This window comes from Acinetobacter sp. P8-3-8 (genome assembly GCF_000214135.1).
Classification (GTDB): domain Bacteria; phylum Pseudomonadota; class Gammaproteobacteria; order Pseudomonadales; family Moraxellaceae; genus Acinetobacter.
Window position 1 is genome coordinate 1 of sequence record NZ_AFIE01000010.1, and the last position, 16,283, is coordinate 16,283.

The following is a 16,283-nucleotide window of genomic DNA, read 5'->3' on the forward strand; positions in this document are numbered from 1 at the left end:
ATTGGTTTTATCTTTGAAGAATTTTTCAATAAAATCGGGGTCTGTATTTTGAGATTCTTGAATAAAGGCTAACAATTGCTTTTGTTCTTTTGCATTTTTATAATTGGTATAGGCTTTAGTTAACCCAAGAACTATAGATGCTACAGGTACAGACTTAGTAATATCTTCTAATAATGTAGTTGCTGATTTGAACAGAACTTCATCTGCAATATTCTCAATTGTATTTAATGTTATATCATTTAGATTTTGTTTATTTGACATATGAATACAATGAACATAAATAGTAAAGTTAAAGAAATATAGAGTAAATTCAAAAAAAATGCCAGTTTCTAACTTTTGGGAATAGTGCATGCTAAACACTTGCCAACAAAAAACCACCCGAAGGTGGTTCTTATCTATCTTAAAAATTCTTAATGTGTGGCATCAAAATTATAAGATTTTTGCTTCTCAGTATCGAATTTGCCTTCCCATTTACTAATGACAAGAACAGCAAGTGCATTACCAATCACATTCAACACAGTACGCGCCATATCTAAGATACGGTCAATACCAGCGATAAACGCAAGACCTTCAAGCGGAATACCGACGCTACCCAATGTTGCCAGCAGTACAACAAAAGATACACCAGGAACACCTGCAATGCCTTTAGAGGTAATCATCAACGTCAACACTAAAACGATTTGTTGCGTAATCGTCAAATCAATACCATAAAGTTGAGCAATAAAGATTGCTGCAATACTTTGGTACAACGTAGAACCATCTAAGTTAAAAGAATAACCAATAGGAACAACGAAACTGGTAATTGATTTTGGCGCACCATAAGCTTCCATTTTTTCCATCATACGTGGTAAAACGGTCTCAGAGCTTGCGGTAGAATATGCAAGAATTAATTCATCTTTTAAGATTTTGATAATAGTCCAAATACTAAAACCACAGAATTTAGCCACAAAACCAAGCACAATAAAGATAAAGAACAGAATAGTCGCATAAACCAAAACAGCGAGTTTAACCAAAGGTAAAAGCGAGCTAAAACCAAAGTTTGCAACAGTCGCAGCGATCAAGCCGAATACACCAAAAGGTGCAAACATCATGATCATATGCGTTACTTTAAACATCGTTTCAGAAACAGCTCGGAGTACATCAATCAATGGCTTCTTGGTTTCATTGGCTAAAGAACCCAAACCAATACCAAATATCACAGCAAAGAAAATGATTGGAAGCATATGTCCATCATTCATTGCAGCGAAAATATTAGATGGAATAAGTGAAAGAACAGTATTCACTAAACCATGTGCTTGATGACTGACCTCTTGAGTGGTCTGTTGATATTGTGAAATGTCCGATGTCGTTAATTTTGACATATCGATACCAGCACCCGGCTGGAAAACATTCGCTGCAACTAAACCAACAATAATTGCAACAGTCGTAATGACTTCAAAATAAACAATGGTTTTAAAACCTAATTTACCAACACTTTTGCTATCCCCAGCATTTGCAATTCCTAAAATCAGCATGGAAAGCACAAGAGGGACCACAATCATTTTAATAAGATTGATAAAAATCTTACCCAATGGTTGTAAGAAGTTGGCAACAATATCGTCACGTATTTCAGGAGAATTGTGCAGAAAAGCACCGACAAGAATACCTAGAAAGAGCGCAATAACAATTTGCCAAGCTAGGCTAATTTTCATTTTCTTCATACTGAGCCCTTAAAATTCAGATTTTGGCGAAAAGGGAACACTCTAATGAAAAAAACGCAAAAAAACGCCCACTAAAGCATATGGATACTTTAGGGTGGGAGATTCTGAACGTTCAGAGTATTTCGAAAATGGTCTATTTTGCGCTTATTTACACAACTGTACTATTTTTTTTGCATAAACTCAGTTCGATCGTTTGAAATTGATTCAGTTTAATTTAAATATTCGATTCTAATATTTAGATTAATTAATTTTATAAATAATATTTGAATGTCCTATTCCTATTTTTTATCAATATTGTTCAAATTGGTTAAACGGTAAAATGCCCAAATGAAGAATATTGCAGCAAAACAGGTTAAATAAATCAATTTAGGAATGACCAGTTCAATAGGTGTACCCATTTGATTCAGTTGTATAAATAGATTGATTGCTTGCGTGGAAGGAAGTAATTCAGAGAAATATTGCATCCATATCGGCATGGCTTGGAGTGGCCAAGCGGCACCTGAAAGGAGAAATAATGGGATTGAGGTAAAAACAATTAAATGCCCAGCACGTTCAGAAATATCTAAATAACTTGCCAAAACCATAGCCAATGCAATCGCACTGCTGATGAAAATAGGGACAGCGATCAACATTCCCCAAAAGTTTCCACCGCGTGGATAATCATTTAACCAAAATGTAAACCCAAAAAGATAAAAACAACCTAAACAACCAATGGTCAATGCAGCGAAGTAAATCCCAAAAAACTCAGCAGTGGTTGCTCGCCATGTGCGTTCACGATAACCCGCAATCAACATACATAGGCCTAATACAATAGTTTGGTGAATGATTAATGGTGCAACGGCAGGGAAAATATAACTACCATAACCTGAAAGTGGATTAAACAGCGCAATTTGGTGAATGGGTAGAGATAGCTCGAAATGTGAAATTTTGCCAAACTTTTCTGCTTGTTCGGCAATTGCATGTTCAATTGCTGTGGCAAGTCCTAAACCAATCTGTTTGGTTTTCAGAAAATATGCGCCACTCAAATATAAGCCAACGCCACCAGCTTCACCTCGTATAATGCTATTAGATAAGTTTTCAGGCAATAACAAAATACCATCAGCTTTTTGCTGTTGAACCATTTGTTTCGCTTCTTCAAAATTTGTGGTTATTTCAGTGATTTTGATATTTGGGCTTTTAGAAATCTGGGTAATGATGGCATTGCTCACATTACTTTGTTCTTCATCTACAACAATAATGGGAAGGTTTTCAGCAGTTTGTGCCTGATAAGCAGCAGGGTAGAAAAAACTATAGAAAAATACTGAAAGCACCATTGTGGTTAAAATAGATGAGTTTTTGGCAATATTCTTAAAAGTTTCAATATAGTATTTAGCCAGATTTCGGAAAAATTTAGCCATGATTTGCTTCCTTTAAATTTTTATTCAGGAGCAATGCCGAAACTGCAAAATAAAAGATGCAATACAAAGACAAAATAAATAAAGGAATCAATGAAATAAAAACAGGACTTCCAATGACCCATTGTTCAGTTTGTAGTTTCGCATAAGGTGTATAAGGAATAATATTTGCCCAAAACTGAGTAAAAATAGGTGCATTATTCAGAGGTAAAGTCACACCAGCAAAGCTCAAAGATGAACCGCCATATACAGCAATAAATCCAAAGGTTTTAGATAAGTTCTTTGTGGCTAAAACGACAGTGCTACTGATAAAGGCATAAGCACTAAATAATAAAAATTGTCCAAGTAAAATCACCCATAAACTGCCTGCAATAAACCAGCCTCGAATCACCACAAGCCAAAACATCCACAGCCATGTCCAAAAGCAAAAGATCAGGACATATACTAAGCTTTTACTGAAAAGTGCTGTAAATACGGTTCCATGATTCGTCCATTGATTCACTGTTCCATATTTCAGCTCTTGACCTACAGCAAAAGCGACACAGCAGCAGAGTAACAAATGCAGAATTGCAGGGATCATGAAAGGTTCTAGGTAGAATTCATAATTCAGGTTTGGGTTAAATAAAGGGGAAATTTTGACATTGGCTGTCGAAAGTTCCACATAAGGGATTTTATTTTCAAAATAAGAATCTTTTGCAAAGTCAGCAATAGCCTCTATGGTAGAAAGCAACATTGCAGAATAAATTGTATTGCCAATACTAAAATAAGACTGGTTGAATGCAATACTGATTTGCGCATCCTGAGCTTGTACAAGCCGTTGTTCAGCACCTTCGGGAATGTGGACATAACCCCAAATCTTCGTTTGATCGATTAAACGTTCAATTTCATTTTGATTTTCTGAAATGCGATAAACTTGAACTGAACTGTTTAGACTTAAATGTTTTTCAATATTTCGGCTCAGCTCGCTGTGATCTTGGTCAATAATCGCGATAGGTAAATGCTCAGCTTTACCTGAGTAAAACATGCTGCTAAATAGAACGATAACAAACAGCGGAGCGAGTGTGACTAAACACAAATCCCACTTGTGTTGAAGGAGATAACGAAACTCTCTTAACATGCTCGCCCACATGTTTATGGGTTCTCTTTCAGTTTGAAAATAACACTCATACCTACTTTTAAGTCACTTAATGGTTCGGCAGGTGTTAATTTAATTTTAAAACTACGAATATCATAACCACCAGTTTGACGTGTGGTTTTGATGGTTGCGAATTCACCTTCTGCATCAATATTTTTGATGTTAAATGCAACAGTTTTATTGAGTGCTGGAATAAAACCATCTAAAGATTTCACTTGATAGACTTGTGCATACTGGTCTTCTCGTACATTTAAACTAACCCATTGCTCATCATCTTGCAGAATACTCACAACAGGTATACCCATCGCAACGAGTTCAGAAGGTTTACCATAGGTTTTTGAAACTGTTCCATTGATCGGGGAAAACAGTTTAGTTTCAGCTTCTAGGGCATTGGCTTCAGTTACAGCAGCTTTGGCAATTTCTACTTGAGCATCAGCACTGCTTTTTTGTTCAGAAGTGCTACCACGTTTTGCTCGAGCATATTGTTGATACGATGCTTCTGTGAGTTGACTAGCAGATATTGCAGCGGCTTGCATTTCATCACGACGTTGACGAGAAATGACACCTTGTAGATAGAGATTTTGACCACGGTTAAACGTTGTTTTGGCAAGGTTCTCTTGTGCTTTTAAGCTTTGCCAATTGGCATATAAACTGTCGATATTTTCTTGCTGAGTACCACGATCCACCGAAGCTTGTAAGGCAAGCGCAGATTGTAATCCAGCTAAAGCTTGTTGCTTACTTGTTGCAATTTCAGGACTGCTTAAAGTGACAAGTAGCTGTCCCTTTTTAATCTTCTGTCCATCGTGTACGAAAATACCTTCAATTCGACTTGGCACTTTAGTGCTCACATGTAACGTTTCTGCTTCAACACGACCTTGTACATCAATGGTTTTAGGTTGATAACTTTTCCATAAACCAAATGCAATCAGTCCTAGTAGAGCAATCAACAGAATCGCAGCAATTGCAATGATTGCTTTCTTTTTTGAAGGAGGTGTTGGCGTTACAGTTTCTGCATCTGCTTTAGATTGTGCTTCATTCTCATGATTTGTATTTAAATTTTCAGAGTGTAATGGTGGGTTTGATTCATTTTCTGATGAATCGTCTTGTGATGATATCGAAGGTTTTGACTCCACAGTTTGTTTAGAATCCAGTGGGTGCTCGTTTTGAGCATTGTCATTTGTTGTGTCTGGATGAGTATTTTTTTGTGTCATTTTTTATTCATCCTAACGAAGATAATCGGTATTTGATTGATTGATAAAGCGACTAAACTGATCAATAGAGCCGTGGCTTTGGAGTAGTGTAGCGAGCGATATCACATATTTATAAGCATTCAGTGCTTTTTCAGCTCTTAAAGCGCTCAATTGATCTTGAGCATCAATCACTTGTGTTGCGGTTCCCATATCTTCTTTAAAAGAAAGGGTTTGAATTCTTAAATTTTCTTGCGCAGCTTGTTCATTTTGTTGCAGTAATAGATTGCTTTGTTGGGCTGAGTTCAATTCGCTATAGGATTTATAAATCACATTCTCAATTTCTTGCTGTGTACGTGCAGTTAAGAGTTCCGTTGCATAGCGTTGTAGTTCAGCGGCTTGGACATTTTTATTCTTATCTATGCCTGAAAATAAGTTATAACGTGCCGCAACCCCAACGATCCAGTTTTGATCTTGATCTAAGCTATATTCGCCAAAAGCAAACACGCTTGGTTTTTTTGCCGCACTTTGTAGTTTAATATTTTGATTGGCCAGTTGTGTGTCCATTTGCATTTTACGAACTAAACTGGAAGTTTCGGGGTAGGATGCCAGTAATTGATCTAAGGACTGGCTGTGTTGGCGATTGACGAAAAGCGGGGTAGTGAGTTGGTCAATCGATTGTTTATTTAACAAATTTTTGAGTTGAAATTGACTGGACTGTACATTCGCTACAACATTTTGATAGTTGCGTTGTGCATTATTTCGCGCAACTTCAAATTGCATTCGTTGTCCTTTGCTAATAAACCCTTGTTTTTCAAACTTTAAAGCATTGTCGTAGTGCTGTTGCATTGTTGATAAATTTAAACGACTTGCTTCTAAAAGTTGCTGTTGCAGTTGTACATTAAAATAGGCACGAATCACCTCAAAGCGTTGTATATCTTGTTGTTGTTTAGAATCGAGCTGGCTTCGTTCAGCTTTTAAATTCGCAATTTGCTTAGTCGTAGTAGTGATACCACCTGTATAAATCGGCATCATCACCGATACAGTCGGACGGACGACTTCATCTTCCAAGACAACATTTGCCGTATCTGGAATTAAACCAATTCCACTGTGGATACCTTGTGCCAAGCCGTCTTTTAAAGGATCGGTAATGGTCGAAGGAATATTTTCCTGAGATTGCCATTGATCGACACGTTCATTCACCCCTTGAGAAAGTGTTTGTTCTAAATTATTTTTTATCCCATTGAGTGGAATATCTGTTTCAGTATGAAATTTATAAGCACGAACATTCAAATCGACACGTGGTAAACCTAGATTTTTAACGGCATCTGCTTGAAGTTTAGAAGCTTGGTTTAAAGCATCATTGGCTTGCGTGGTATAAGAATGCTCCAAAAAATACTGTTCAGCTTGTGTGTAACTTAGGTTTTCAGCAAAACTGTGACTGACGATACACGAAAAAATACCCAATAAAGTGATGTGCTGTACAGATTTAGATAATGCTTTTCGAGAATATAGTGTTGTAAATTTCATCTGAAAAATCATCAGTATTTGTTTGTATTTAAAACATTCTAACCTTTATTGACTAGAATAAATAATCTAAAAGTAGGGTGATAAATGTGTGGTTTTTGTAGCGTGTATTTTGTAAATATTGCTTGACTGAAAAAGAGTGAATATTCTAAATACGGAATAGAATTTTCAATCATATTTTCAATAAAAATTAGGTGAAGTGGAAATGACAAAAATTACAGTTGAGTCGCAAGTGAAGGCACCCATCGAGCAGGTCTGGCAGATCTATAACAATCCTCAAGATATTGAACAGTGGAATACTGCTTCGCCAGACTGGCATACGGTAAATTCTGTCAATGATTTACGTGTTGGTGGTCAATTTTCAAATCGCATGGAAGCTAAAGATGGCAGTATGGGATTTGACTTTGCAGGAACGTATACAGAAGTCATTCCACATGAAAAAATTGCCTATTCATTTGGGGATCGTACCGCTGAAATTACTTTTGAACAAAAAAATGATGCAGTATTGGTCAAAATTAGTTTTGACCCAGAGAATCAATATCCAATTGAACAGCAACAAGCGGGTTGGCAGGCGATTTTAAATAATTTTGCTCAATATGTAGAACAGCAGAATTCATAATTAAAAGCTTGTTTAAAGCTGTTTTAATAGAATATTCAGGACAATACTGAAAGCAGCTTTTAACGACTAACGACTGAATTAGTTTTTTAAATTTATTTGATATATCAATATGATAATGATTGATTCTGCACGTTTGATATTGAACCCTTTTACATCAAATGATGCCGAGGAGTGTTAGGCCTACATTACACCCACGCTGACAAAGTATATGTCTTGGGATCCACCACAAGATCAAGCAGCCTTCGAGGTGATATGGCGAGTATGGTTAACTACAATCAAAGATGGTTCTGATTTAAATTTTGTGATTCGACATAAATTAAATCATGAGTTTTTAGGATTGGTAGGACTTCATGAAACTCTAGGGAAAACACCTGAACTGGGTATTTGGATTCGAGAAGATCGTCATGGTTTTGGCTATGGAAAAGAAGCTGTCACCACGATTGTGGATTGGGCTTCAACAAGGAACGACTTTGAACATTTTATTTATCCTGTAGCTGTCGAAAACCATTCAAGTCGACAGATTGCTGAATCTTTAAATGGTTTTGCAAACTATTGTTGTCAACAGCCGAAATACAATTCGATGACTTACCATATTCCTAAACCAGTCAAACGGACTTAAAGTCTGTGGTTGACTGGTCTTTATTATTGAAATCTCAACTGTAAATTGTCAAACACATTGAAAGATTGACTGACAAAGCTACTGCAAGAACAGCCGTTTTGTGGTTAAATGCGCCTATTTCATTCGTTTCACTTTTATAAAGGGAAAAATCATGCGCGCGTACAATTTCTGTGCTGGTCCTGCTGCATTACCTACTGCCGTTTTAGAAAAAGCTCAACAAGAGATGTTAGATTGGCATGGTAAAGGTTTATCCATCATGGAAATGAGCCACCGTAGTAAAGACTATGTGGCTGTCGCTGAAAAAGCAGAAGCAGATCTTCGCAAGTTAATGAACATCCCTGAAAATTACAAAGTTTTGTTTTTACAAGGCGGCGCATCACTTCAGTTTTCTGCAATTCCTTTGAATCTTTTGGGTAAAAACTCAAAAGCAGACTATATTCATACGGGTATTTGGTCTGAAAAAGCGACTCAAGAAGCGCAACGTTATGGCGATATTAATGTCATTGAAGCGGGTACAACGATTGATGGCAAACTTGCGATCAGTGACCAAAGCCAATGGAACTTATCGAATGATGCAGCTTATGTGCATTATGCTGAAAATGAAACCATTGGTGGTATTCAATTTGCCAATATTCCTGTAACAGATAAACCTTTGGTTGCTGATTTATCATCAAGTATTTTATCTGCGCCTTTAGACGTGTCTAAATTTGGTTTGATTTATGCAGGTGCGCAAAAAAATATCGGTCCAGCAGGTTTAACCTTGGTGATCGTACGTGATGATTTGCTTGATCAAGCGAAACCTGAAATTCCAAGTCTATTAAAATATGGTGCTCAAGCTAAGAATGAGTCAATGGTGAATACACCTGCAACTTATGCATGGTATTTATCAGGTTTAGTTTTTGAATGGTTACTTGAGCAGGGCGGTGTAGACGCAATGCACAAAATCAATTTGGAAAAATCTAAATTACTTTATGGTTATATTGATTCAAGTGATTTTTATAATAACCCAATCGCGATTCCAAACCGTTCAATCATGAATGTGCCTTTTACTTTGGCAGATGAATCTTTAGATAAATTGTTTTTGAAAGAAGCTGAAGAAAACCATTTATTGAATCTTGCAGGTCACCGTTCAGTGGGGGGGATGCGTGCGAGCATTTACAATGCTGTGCCTTTGGAAGGTGTTCAGGCATTGGTTAACTTTATGGATGACTTTGCTAAGCGCAATGCTTAATCCATAATTTTAAAAAAGATTTAGAAATAAAAAATCCTTCACTTTGAAGGATTTTTTATATATGTGTTATTAGATTATAAATCAGGTCGATGGAAAAATGCCTAGAATATGAATGATCATTGCGGCCAAAAACATCCCCAGAACAAAAAAGCAGCAAGCTCCTTTATCCAAACGTAAGCGAAAACCACTATTTTCGCTAATAAGACTAGTCGATTGTTCAGGTATAATTTTCATTACTGAGCCTAGATTTTAAAATTATTGTTAAATCCTATTGGTTCGTCGTATTTTTAACATAAAATATTGGTTAAATAAAGCACTAATTTACATTAATTCAACGATTATAAATATATTAACCCAATATATTTTGAGTGATTTTGAATTTAAAATAATTAATTTGTGGATATATTGTGGATAACTTCGTTTTATTATTCGTATTTTGAATAAAATACTGAGCATGGAGCTAACGAAAACCCTTTTATAATTTTATAATTTGTTGATTTAAAATATTTTAATTTAAATATCATAAATCGTTTAATCAAATATTATTTTAAATTCATTATTCTTAGAGGTTGAAAGATAACTGTGTATTTAGAATATTTAAAATGAATCGATTTTATCAGGCTTTAGAAAGTATTTGATATTAATGGGCATGATTTGAATTTAAAATGTGGATAACTTTTTATAAATGAATTTAAACACCGTGTATTGTTTAAAATATAAGCGAATATAAAATTTTTCATTCAACAATGAATACCTCAATAAAAAAGCATGATATTCACATATCATGCTTTTTAGATTTAAGTGATTTGATTCACAATAGATTATTTCTCAGAGTAGATATTCGCCTGAATCCAGATATTGCCACGGATATATTGTCCAATTTCAAAGTTCTTGAATGCAGGATCTTTAGTCGCTATACGTACTAAAATGGCAGGTTGATCTTCTTCTAAAATCAAAGTGACATCATAGAGCGTATATTCTTGTTGCATAAACTCCATTGAAGTTTTACCAACAACTTTGCCTTGGAACCATGCTTCATCTTCTTGACCCAAAGTTTCGCCGTAGAGATAAGCCACCATTTTCGAAAAATCAACGGTAACAGGGGCGTTATCATCATCAGATTTAGGTTGCCATGCATCAATCTGTTCTTGCAAGTTTTCAGGTGCAATACCATTATTTTGCGAAAGAATATCGTTGAGTGCGCGATGGTGTTTAATTGAAGCAGGGTCATCGACAATAATTTGTTCATGATCTGAAACTTTTTCAAGTTCATATGCCCATGCATTGAGTTGCACTTTGTATTGCTGATCACGTTGATATTGATGACTATTGACACTATATAAACTGTCAAAAGCATAAACCACACTGTTGCTTCCTACTTTTAAAGATAAGACGGCTTGTGTGTTGGTTTTACAGGTAATAATTCGGTCAATCGAGGCAGTCAGCTGATACGGGCTTTCAAAACTCGGGAATGCAGTTTTTACCGCTTTGGGCTTATTATTTTCGACATCAATGACTTGGCATAGCTGTACAGGAGCGCCACTTGGACCTTGAATAAGCCAGACAGATTCATCCATATCGCATTCTTTTGCGCAGATCCCCATAGGCATAATTGGCGCATCGAGTGCGAGGCCTAACCATTTAGGTACTTCAGTTGTTGGATTTTCTGTCAGTAGGTTCCAATGCTCGACATGACTACCAAAAGTCTGATCTTCAATCGTAATTATTTCTGGTCTGTTTTGATTGTTCATATTTGCAATTGATTCATGCTGCTCTTATTACATTAAATCGAGGGTGATTGTTATATTTCAAGTCTTAAAATGTAAAATCACTATGAAAACCATATTTTTAAGCTAAATCCGCTTTGATTTGTTTTAAAATTAACCAAATGAGAAATAACTACAGCCATTTAATTTGAATTATCAACCTTAAACGATTCAATACAATCATTCTATTTAACGTCAGTTCGGGATAAGCTTTGATATAAGTTATTGAAAAGATAGATCAGGCACAGCGGAGTTTTACCGTTTAAAAGTCAAATGTAAGGATTAACCTACTTCGTCTTGCACTTCACTTGAAATATATTTCAATCTCGCTCAGGTTCGACCTGAGAGGTACTACCTCGCAAGGCTTTCGGGAAAAGTAGGCAAAACCATTTGTCAGTCGCCCACTCGACAGATACTATCAAGTACTTAATATATCGCAAAAACAGTATATTACAGATCTTGCGGAATATATTCCTCATGCCTCGAACAATGCGACTGACGTTTCCGCGTATCTAGTTGGGAATATATTTTATCTCGAACTCAGGTTATTTAAGTATTCAACTGAATCATACAACTTAAGCATTCAAAAATTAGGATTTGAGCAAAAGCGTTAAAGTAAGTTCTCTCACATTTTGTTAAACTAATTACATGCAATAAAGCTGAGAAATTGTGTGTTGCCATTTAAACTTTGGGTCGATGCAGATGCATTACCTAAAATCCTTCGTGAAGTCATTCTACGAGCTTCTGATCGTTATCAATTAGAAGTGACGTTTGTTGCCAATCAACCCCTAGGGATCACACCATCGGTTCGAATTAATTCAATTCAAGCCATGGCTGGTGCAGACCAAGCAGATCAAGAAATCGTTGATCGTATGAATGTACATGACATTGTCATTACGCAAGATATTCCTTTAGCTGCTCAAGTGATTGAAAAGGGAGGTGTTGCGATTCATCCACGTGGTGAGGTTTATACATCTGCCAATGTCAAAGCACGGTTACATTTACGTGATTTTATGGATACTTTGCGTGGTGCTGGGGTACAAACTGGTGGACCGCCACCGATTTCAGAACGTGATAAACGTGAGTTTTCCAGTAGCTTGGATCAAACGATTTTGAAACAAAAACGTAAAACGTCTGTTTAAGTGACTTTAAATGATTTGAGTAATATTCTCTTATCGTTGACCCATTAGGAAACTGTATGCCTTCCAAATCAAACCTGATGATGACTTATGTTTTATTGGTCTTCATTTGGGCAAGTACACCATTGGCAATCGTCTGGAGTGTGTCTGATTTACATTTGATGTGGGCATTGGTGTTACGCTTTTTTATTGCTTTGCCGATCGCTTGTGCTGTTTTGCTTTTACTTAAAATAAAATTACCTTTCAATAAAATTGCCTTGCACAGTTATTTGGCAGGTTCATTGAGTTTAATTGGTTCTCAAATTTTTACTTATGCTGCAACAAAATATCTGAGTTCAGGCATCATTGCTTTAATGTTTGGACTTGCTCCGATTATGGCGGGTTTAATTGGCCGCTTTGGATTTCAACAAAAACTTTATACGCTACAATGGATTGGGATGGCTATATCTGTTGCAGGTTTAGCTATTATTTGCACCAGTGGTGGTCAAAGTCAGCATGTTCATCCGATTGGAATCGGGTTGATGTTACTGAGTGTATTCGCATATTCATTGTCCATTTACTGGGTTAAATCTGTGAATGCGCAAATTGAACCGATGGCACAAGCAACGGGTTCAATTCTTATTTCTACTTTTGCTGCAATGTGTATTGTACCATTTATTTGGCAATATGCGCCGACACATATGCCAAATCATCAATCGCTCTTTGCTTTGATTTATACGGTATTGATGGCATCGCTATTGGCAATGTTCTGTTATTTCAAATTGGTACAGAATATTAAAGCCACAACGTTATCGTTAACGACAGTGATGACGCCAATGTTAGCGATGTTTTTTGGCGCAATCTTAAATGATGAGAAATTAACCATTACTGTATTTGCTGGGGCTGCCGTTTTAATTTTTGGATTATTTTTATATTTCTATAAAGATTTTAAAGCGAGTAGATTACTCGCTCGAAAAATCAAAGCTTAGTTTTTAAGTAAGATCAGCGTTTTAAAATTATTATTTTAAAAGCCATCACATATTTCAATTGGTTGGTATCACATTGAGCTGAATACATTCAGCAAGCTTAACTCTATCTTGCGGATGTAGTGTTATAAAATATGCGCCAACACGATATTGTTCATTTTCCACACTTTCTGAATAGGCAATTTGAGCTGTCGCTGCAATATGGAAAAAGTTTTCAGGATGACTCAATGCAACATGAATATAGGTGCCTTGTTTTAAATGTTGCTGACTGGTAAAGCTAAAACCACTCTCTGAAAAGTTAACTTTTTGTGGTGTTGGTAACATGGTTTGTACAATAGAGTCGTAAATAGAACCAGTAATGAGGTTTAACTTTTGATTGAATAAGGATAAGATTCGAGCAATTTGTTGATCTTTTTCATTTAATTGTTCTAATTCGTAGTGAAGTGCATGATCAAATTGATCTAATTCTGCAAGTAGTAGAAAATAGCGCGGTAATACAAAGTTAGAATCATATGGATCGTTCAGCGCAACTTCTTCAGAAATGACTTGATAGTTGATTCTTAATGCAGCATCTATACGCGACATTACTCGACGTTCATTCGTTTCATTTTGATGCTGTAACGCTTCCATAAAACACCTCGGACTAGATGGTATGTTTAAACCAATCTCGCTGTATATAGGGTTGAGATACACTCGCGCACGGCGTAGTAATCACTTTATTTCTTTTATCGCACTGGTTTCCATGATCGGTCTAACCTTGGGCGTGGCTGTACTTATTACAGTTTTGTCCGTTATGAATGGTTTTGACCGAGAGTTAAAGACACGTGTCTTAGGTATGATACCTCAAGCCACTGTTTCTTCAACACAAATTTTAACAGATTGGCCTGTTCTTGCAAAGAAAATTGAACAACATGAACATGTTACTGGCGTTGCACCATTTACTCAATTGCAAGGTATGCTCACAGCACAAGGTCAAGTCGCTGGAATCATGGTCACGGGTATTGAACCTCAATATGAAAAGAAGGTTTCAATTATCCAAAATCATATGGTGGAAGGTAGCATAGATCAACTAAAAAAAGGTGAATATGGCATTGTTTTAGGCAAACAAATGACTGATGCTTTAGGTCTTAGCCTAAATGACAATGTCACATTGGTTTTACCTGAAGCGACACCTTCTCCAGCAGGGGTAGTGCCACGTTTTAAACGTTTTAAAATTGTGGGTATTTTCAGTATTGGTGCAGAAGTAGATTCGAGCCTTGGCTATATTGCTTTGAACGATGCATCAACCTTGTTACGCCTTCCAGATGGTGCACAAGGTGTACGAATGAAGTTGGACGATATTTTTCAAGCACCTCAAGTTGCAAATGAAATTGTCAGAGAATTACCAGGCACATTCTACGCATCTGACTGGACTTATACACATGGTAATTTGTTCAGTGCGATTCAGATGGAAAAGGCAATGGTCAGTCTTTTACTGTTTTTAATTGTACTTGTTGCTGCATTTAATATTGTTTCATCATTGGTGATGGTGGTGACCGATAAAAAATCTGATATTGCGATTCTCAGAACTTTAGGTGCTTCACCTGCAACGATTACTCGAATTTTTATGGTTCAGGGTACAGTGATTGGTGTGGTCGGTACTGTTGCTGGTGCAATTTTAGGGATCATTTCTGCTTTGGGCATCAGTAATTTTATTGGCTGGTTGAATACAGCATTTGGTCTACATTTATTCGATGCGTATTTTATCAACTATTTACCTTCTTATTTAAGATGGCAAGATGTAGTGATTATTGTTGCTTTGTCATTAGCATTAAGTTTTATTGCAACAATTTACCCAGCTTTACGTGCTGCTAAAATTCAACCTGCGGAGGCACTGCGTTATGAGTAACTTTGCCAATGCTGCAATGAACAATACTGTGCTTGAAGCCAAGGATATTTATAAATCATTTACCGATGGTAAATCGACTGTAGATGTAATTAAAGGTTTATCACTACAAATCCAACAAGGTGAATTTGTTTCGATTGTTGGTTCAAGTGGTTCAGGTAAAAGCACACTATTACATATCCTCGGTGGCTTAGATCGACCAACTGAAGGCTTGGTCAATCTGAACGGTAAACGATTTGATAATTTAGGTGAAGCTGAACGTGGTTTTCTGCGTAATGAACACTTAGGATTCGTCTATCAGTTCCATCATCTATTGCCTGAGTTTACAGCTTTAGAAAATGTTGCAATGCCATTGATGTTGCGTAAAGATGCAGATTTTAAGCAAGTCAAACAAAGGGCAGAGTTTTTATTGGAACGTGTCGGTTTAACACATCGTTTAACCCATCAACCCGGTGAACTATCTGGTGGTGAAAGACAGCGTGTTGCTTTGGCGCGAGCGTTGGTGACTCAACCTAAATTGATGTTGGCAGATGAACCTACGGGTAATTTAGACCGTAAAACAGCAACCTCTATTTTTGAATTGCTCCGTGAATTACGAGAAGAATTCAATATGGCGATGTTGATCGTGACGCATGATGAACAATTGGCTAAATCTGCCGATCGGATTCTGCATATGCAAGATGGTTTATGGATTGACGCTTAATCATAACTGATATTTAATACAGCCTATTTCTCATTCTTAGATTAGGGTCTGTTGACAATTCGTCTATGTTTGCGACTATGAGTGTTTTTTAGGCGATACTAGGCGTGAAATACGAAATTTAGTCATTCTAAATGAGTAGTTCACAACAACGTAGCGTCAAAAACACTCTAGTCCCAGAGGGTTGTGGCTAAAATTATCTCAGCCTTCGTTATGAAACTTGAAAATAGTCTCGCTATTCTCTTCGTTTCATGCCTTGTCTGCTCAATTTTAGCCTACAACGCAAGCCATTTATGAAATGTCAACAGACCCTAGCATTTAAGCTCAAGTAAATTGGGCTTAAATTTTATTTTGATAACAATAAAATCGAATAATTATTATGTATATGTACATCATCTTGCTTGGATGGATACTGG

At 36.5% G+C, this 16,283-nt stretch carries 14 protein-coding genes and 1 pseudogene; 7 read left to right on the top strand and 8 right to left on the bottom strand.

The genetic code is table 11. The features are described 5' to 3' along the window. The 6 genes and pseudogenes from GGG_RS0106440 to GGG_RS0106465 all read right to left on the bottom strand — a co-directional run. Nucleotides 1-261, bottom strand: a 261-nt coding sequence (locus tag GGG_RS0106440; protein ID WP_029574479.1) for a hypothetical protein, incomplete at its 3' end; no start/stop codon positions are given. Nucleotides 262-410: 149 nt separating this feature from the next. Continuing rightward, nucleotides 411-1,700, bottom strand: coding sequence for a glutamate/aspartate:proton symporter GltP (gene gltP, locus GGG_RS0106445; RefSeq protein WP_010113205.1), 1,290 nt, complete (start codon nt 1,698-1,700; stop codon nt 411-413). A gap of 278 nt (nt 1,701-1,978) precedes the next feature. After that, nucleotides 1,979-3,097 carry an ABC transporter permease gene (locus GGG_RS0106450; protein WP_010113207.1) on the bottom strand — a complete coding sequence of 373 codons (1,119 nt, stop codon included), beginning with the start codon at nt 3,095-3,097 and terminating at the stop codon, nt 1,979-1,981. Then, nucleotides 3,090-4,223 (bottom strand): ABC transporter permease, encoded by a 1,134-nt coding sequence (locus GGG_RS0106455; protein WP_010113209.1) that lies wholly within the window; start codon nt 4,221-4,223, stop codon nt 3,090-3,092. The genes GGG_RS0106450 and GGG_RS0106455 overlap by 8 nt, the downstream gene beginning before the upstream one ends. A gap of 2 nt (nt 4,224-4,225) precedes the next feature. Further along, nucleotides 4,226-5,185 (bottom strand): annotated as a pseudogene (locus GGG_RS0106460) (HlyD family secretion protein); the annotation flags it as partial. Nucleotides 5,186-5,452: 267 nt separating this feature from the next. Beyond that, on the bottom strand, nt 5,453-6,946 hold the full coding sequence (locus GGG_RS0106465) for a TolC family protein (protein ID WP_010113213.1): 1,494 nt from the start codon (nt 6,944-6,946) through the stop codon (nt 5,453-5,455). Nucleotides 6,947-7,148: 202 nt separating this feature from the next. On the opposite strand from GGG_RS0106465, the gene GGG_RS0106470 reads away from it, so the two are divergent. The 3 genes from GGG_RS0106470 to serC all read left to right on the top strand — a co-directional run bounded on the left by GGG_RS0106470 (nt 7,149) and on the right by serC (nt 9,412). After that, nucleotides 7,149-7,562, top strand: a complete 414-nt coding sequence (locus tag GGG_RS0106470; RefSeq protein WP_010113214.1) for an SRPBCC domain-containing protein — start codon at nt 7,149-7,151, stop codon at nt 7,560-7,562. A gap of 196 nt (nt 7,563-7,758) precedes the next feature. Beyond that, the gene (locus GGG_RS0106475; protein WP_227500489.1) at nt 7,759-8,181 is read left to right on the top strand and encodes a GNAT family N-acetyltransferase; all 423 of its coding nucleotides are present in this window, start codon (nt 7,759-7,761) and stop codon (nt 8,179-8,181) included. A gap of 151 nt (nt 8,182-8,332) precedes the next feature. After that, a complete protein-coding gene (serC, locus tag GGG_RS0106480; protein WP_010113219.1) occupies nt 8,333-9,412 on the top strand; it encodes a 3-phosphoserine/phosphohydroxythreonine transaminase in 1,080 nt (359 codons plus the stop codon). Between the two features lie 821 nt (nt 9,413-10,233). Here serC and GGG_RS0106485 read toward each other — a convergent pair. Further along, nucleotides 10,234-11,163 (bottom strand): hypothetical protein, encoded by a 930-nt coding sequence (locus GGG_RS0106485; protein WP_010113221.1) that lies wholly within the window; start codon nt 11,161-11,163, stop codon nt 10,234-10,236. A gap of 668 nt (nt 11,164-11,831) precedes the next feature. On the opposite strand from GGG_RS0106485, the gene GGG_RS0106490 reads away from it, so the two are divergent. Then, complete coding sequence (locus GGG_RS0106490) at nt 11,832-12,320, top strand: YaiI/YqxD family protein (RefSeq protein WP_138920263.1); 489 nt, start codon at nt 11,832-11,834, stop codon at nt 12,318-12,320. A gap of 56 nt (nt 12,321-12,376) precedes the next feature. Then, entirely contained in the window at nt 12,377-13,285 is a 909-nt protein-coding gene (locus GGG_RS0106495; protein WP_010113224.1) for a DMT family transporter, read from the top strand. Between the two features lie 54 nt (nt 13,286-13,339). Here the strand turns inward: GGG_RS0106495 and GGG_RS0106500 are convergent, their stop codons facing one another. Beyond that, complete coding sequence (locus GGG_RS0106500; protein WP_010113226.1) at nt 13,340-13,912, bottom strand: PilZ domain-containing protein; 573 nt, start codon at nt 13,910-13,912, stop codon at nt 13,340-13,342. Between the two features lie 22 nt (nt 13,913-13,934). Here GGG_RS0106500 and GGG_RS0106505 point away from each other — a divergent pair, with 22 nt between their 5' ends. Both GGG_RS0106505 and lolD read left to right on the top strand, forming a co-directional pair. Next, a complete protein-coding gene (locus GGG_RS0106505; protein WP_010113228.1) occupies nt 13,935-15,170 on the top strand; it encodes a lipoprotein-releasing ABC transporter permease subunit in 1,236 nt (411 codons plus the stop codon). Nucleotides 15,171-15,186: 16 nt separating this feature from the next. Next, the gene (gene lolD, locus GGG_RS0106510) at nt 15,187-15,870 is read left to right on the top strand and encodes a lipoprotein-releasing ABC transporter ATP-binding protein LolD (protein ID WP_010113229.1); all 684 of its coding nucleotides are present in this window, start codon (nt 15,187-15,189) and stop codon (nt 15,868-15,870) included. Nucleotides 15,871-16,283 lie beyond the last annotated feature (413 nt).

Excerpts from the sequence above, each read along its gene's own strand:
- GGG_RS0106485 (WP_010113221.1), bottom strand. The coding sequence starts at position 11,163 with ATGAACAATCAAAACAGACCAGAAATAATTACGATTGAAGATCAGACT.
- GGG_RS0106465 (WP_010113213.1), bottom strand. The coding sequence starts at position 6,946 with ATGAAATTTACAACACTATATTCTCGAAAAGCATTATCTAAATCTGTA.
- GGG_RS0106505 (WP_010113228.1), top strand. The coding sequence starts at position 13,935 with ATGTTTAAACCAATCTCGCTGTATATAGGGTTGAGATACACTCGCGCA.
- lolD (WP_010113229.1), top strand. The coding sequence starts at position 15,187 with ATGAACAATACTGTGCTTGAAGCCAAGGATATTTATAAATCATTTACC.
- GGG_RS0106495 (WP_010113224.1), top strand. The coding sequence starts at position 12,377 with ATGCCTTCCAAATCAAACCTGATGATGACTTATGTTTTATTGGTCTTC.
- gltP (WP_010113205.1), bottom strand. The coding sequence starts at position 1,700 with ATGAAGAAAATGAAAATTAGCCTAGCTTGGCAAATTGTTATTGCGCTC.
- GGG_RS0106500 (WP_010113226.1), bottom strand. The coding sequence starts at position 13,912 with ATGGAAGCGTTACAGCATCAAAATGAAACGAATGAACGTCGAGTAATG.
- serC (WP_010113219.1), top strand. The coding sequence starts at position 8,333 with ATGCGCGCGTACAATTTCTGTGCTGGTCCTGCTGCATTACCTACTGCC.
- GGG_RS0106450 (WP_010113207.1), bottom strand. The coding sequence starts at position 3,097 with ATGGCTAAATTTTTCCGAAATCTGGCTAAATACTATATTGAAACTTTT.
- GGG_RS0106455 (WP_010113209.1), bottom strand. The coding sequence starts at position 4,223 with ATGTGGGCGAGCATGTTAAGAGAGTTTCGTTATCTCCTTCAACACAAG.
- GGG_RS0106470 (WP_010113214.1), top strand. The coding sequence starts at position 7,149 with ATGACAAAAATTACAGTTGAGTCGCAAGTGAAGGCACCCATCGAGCAG.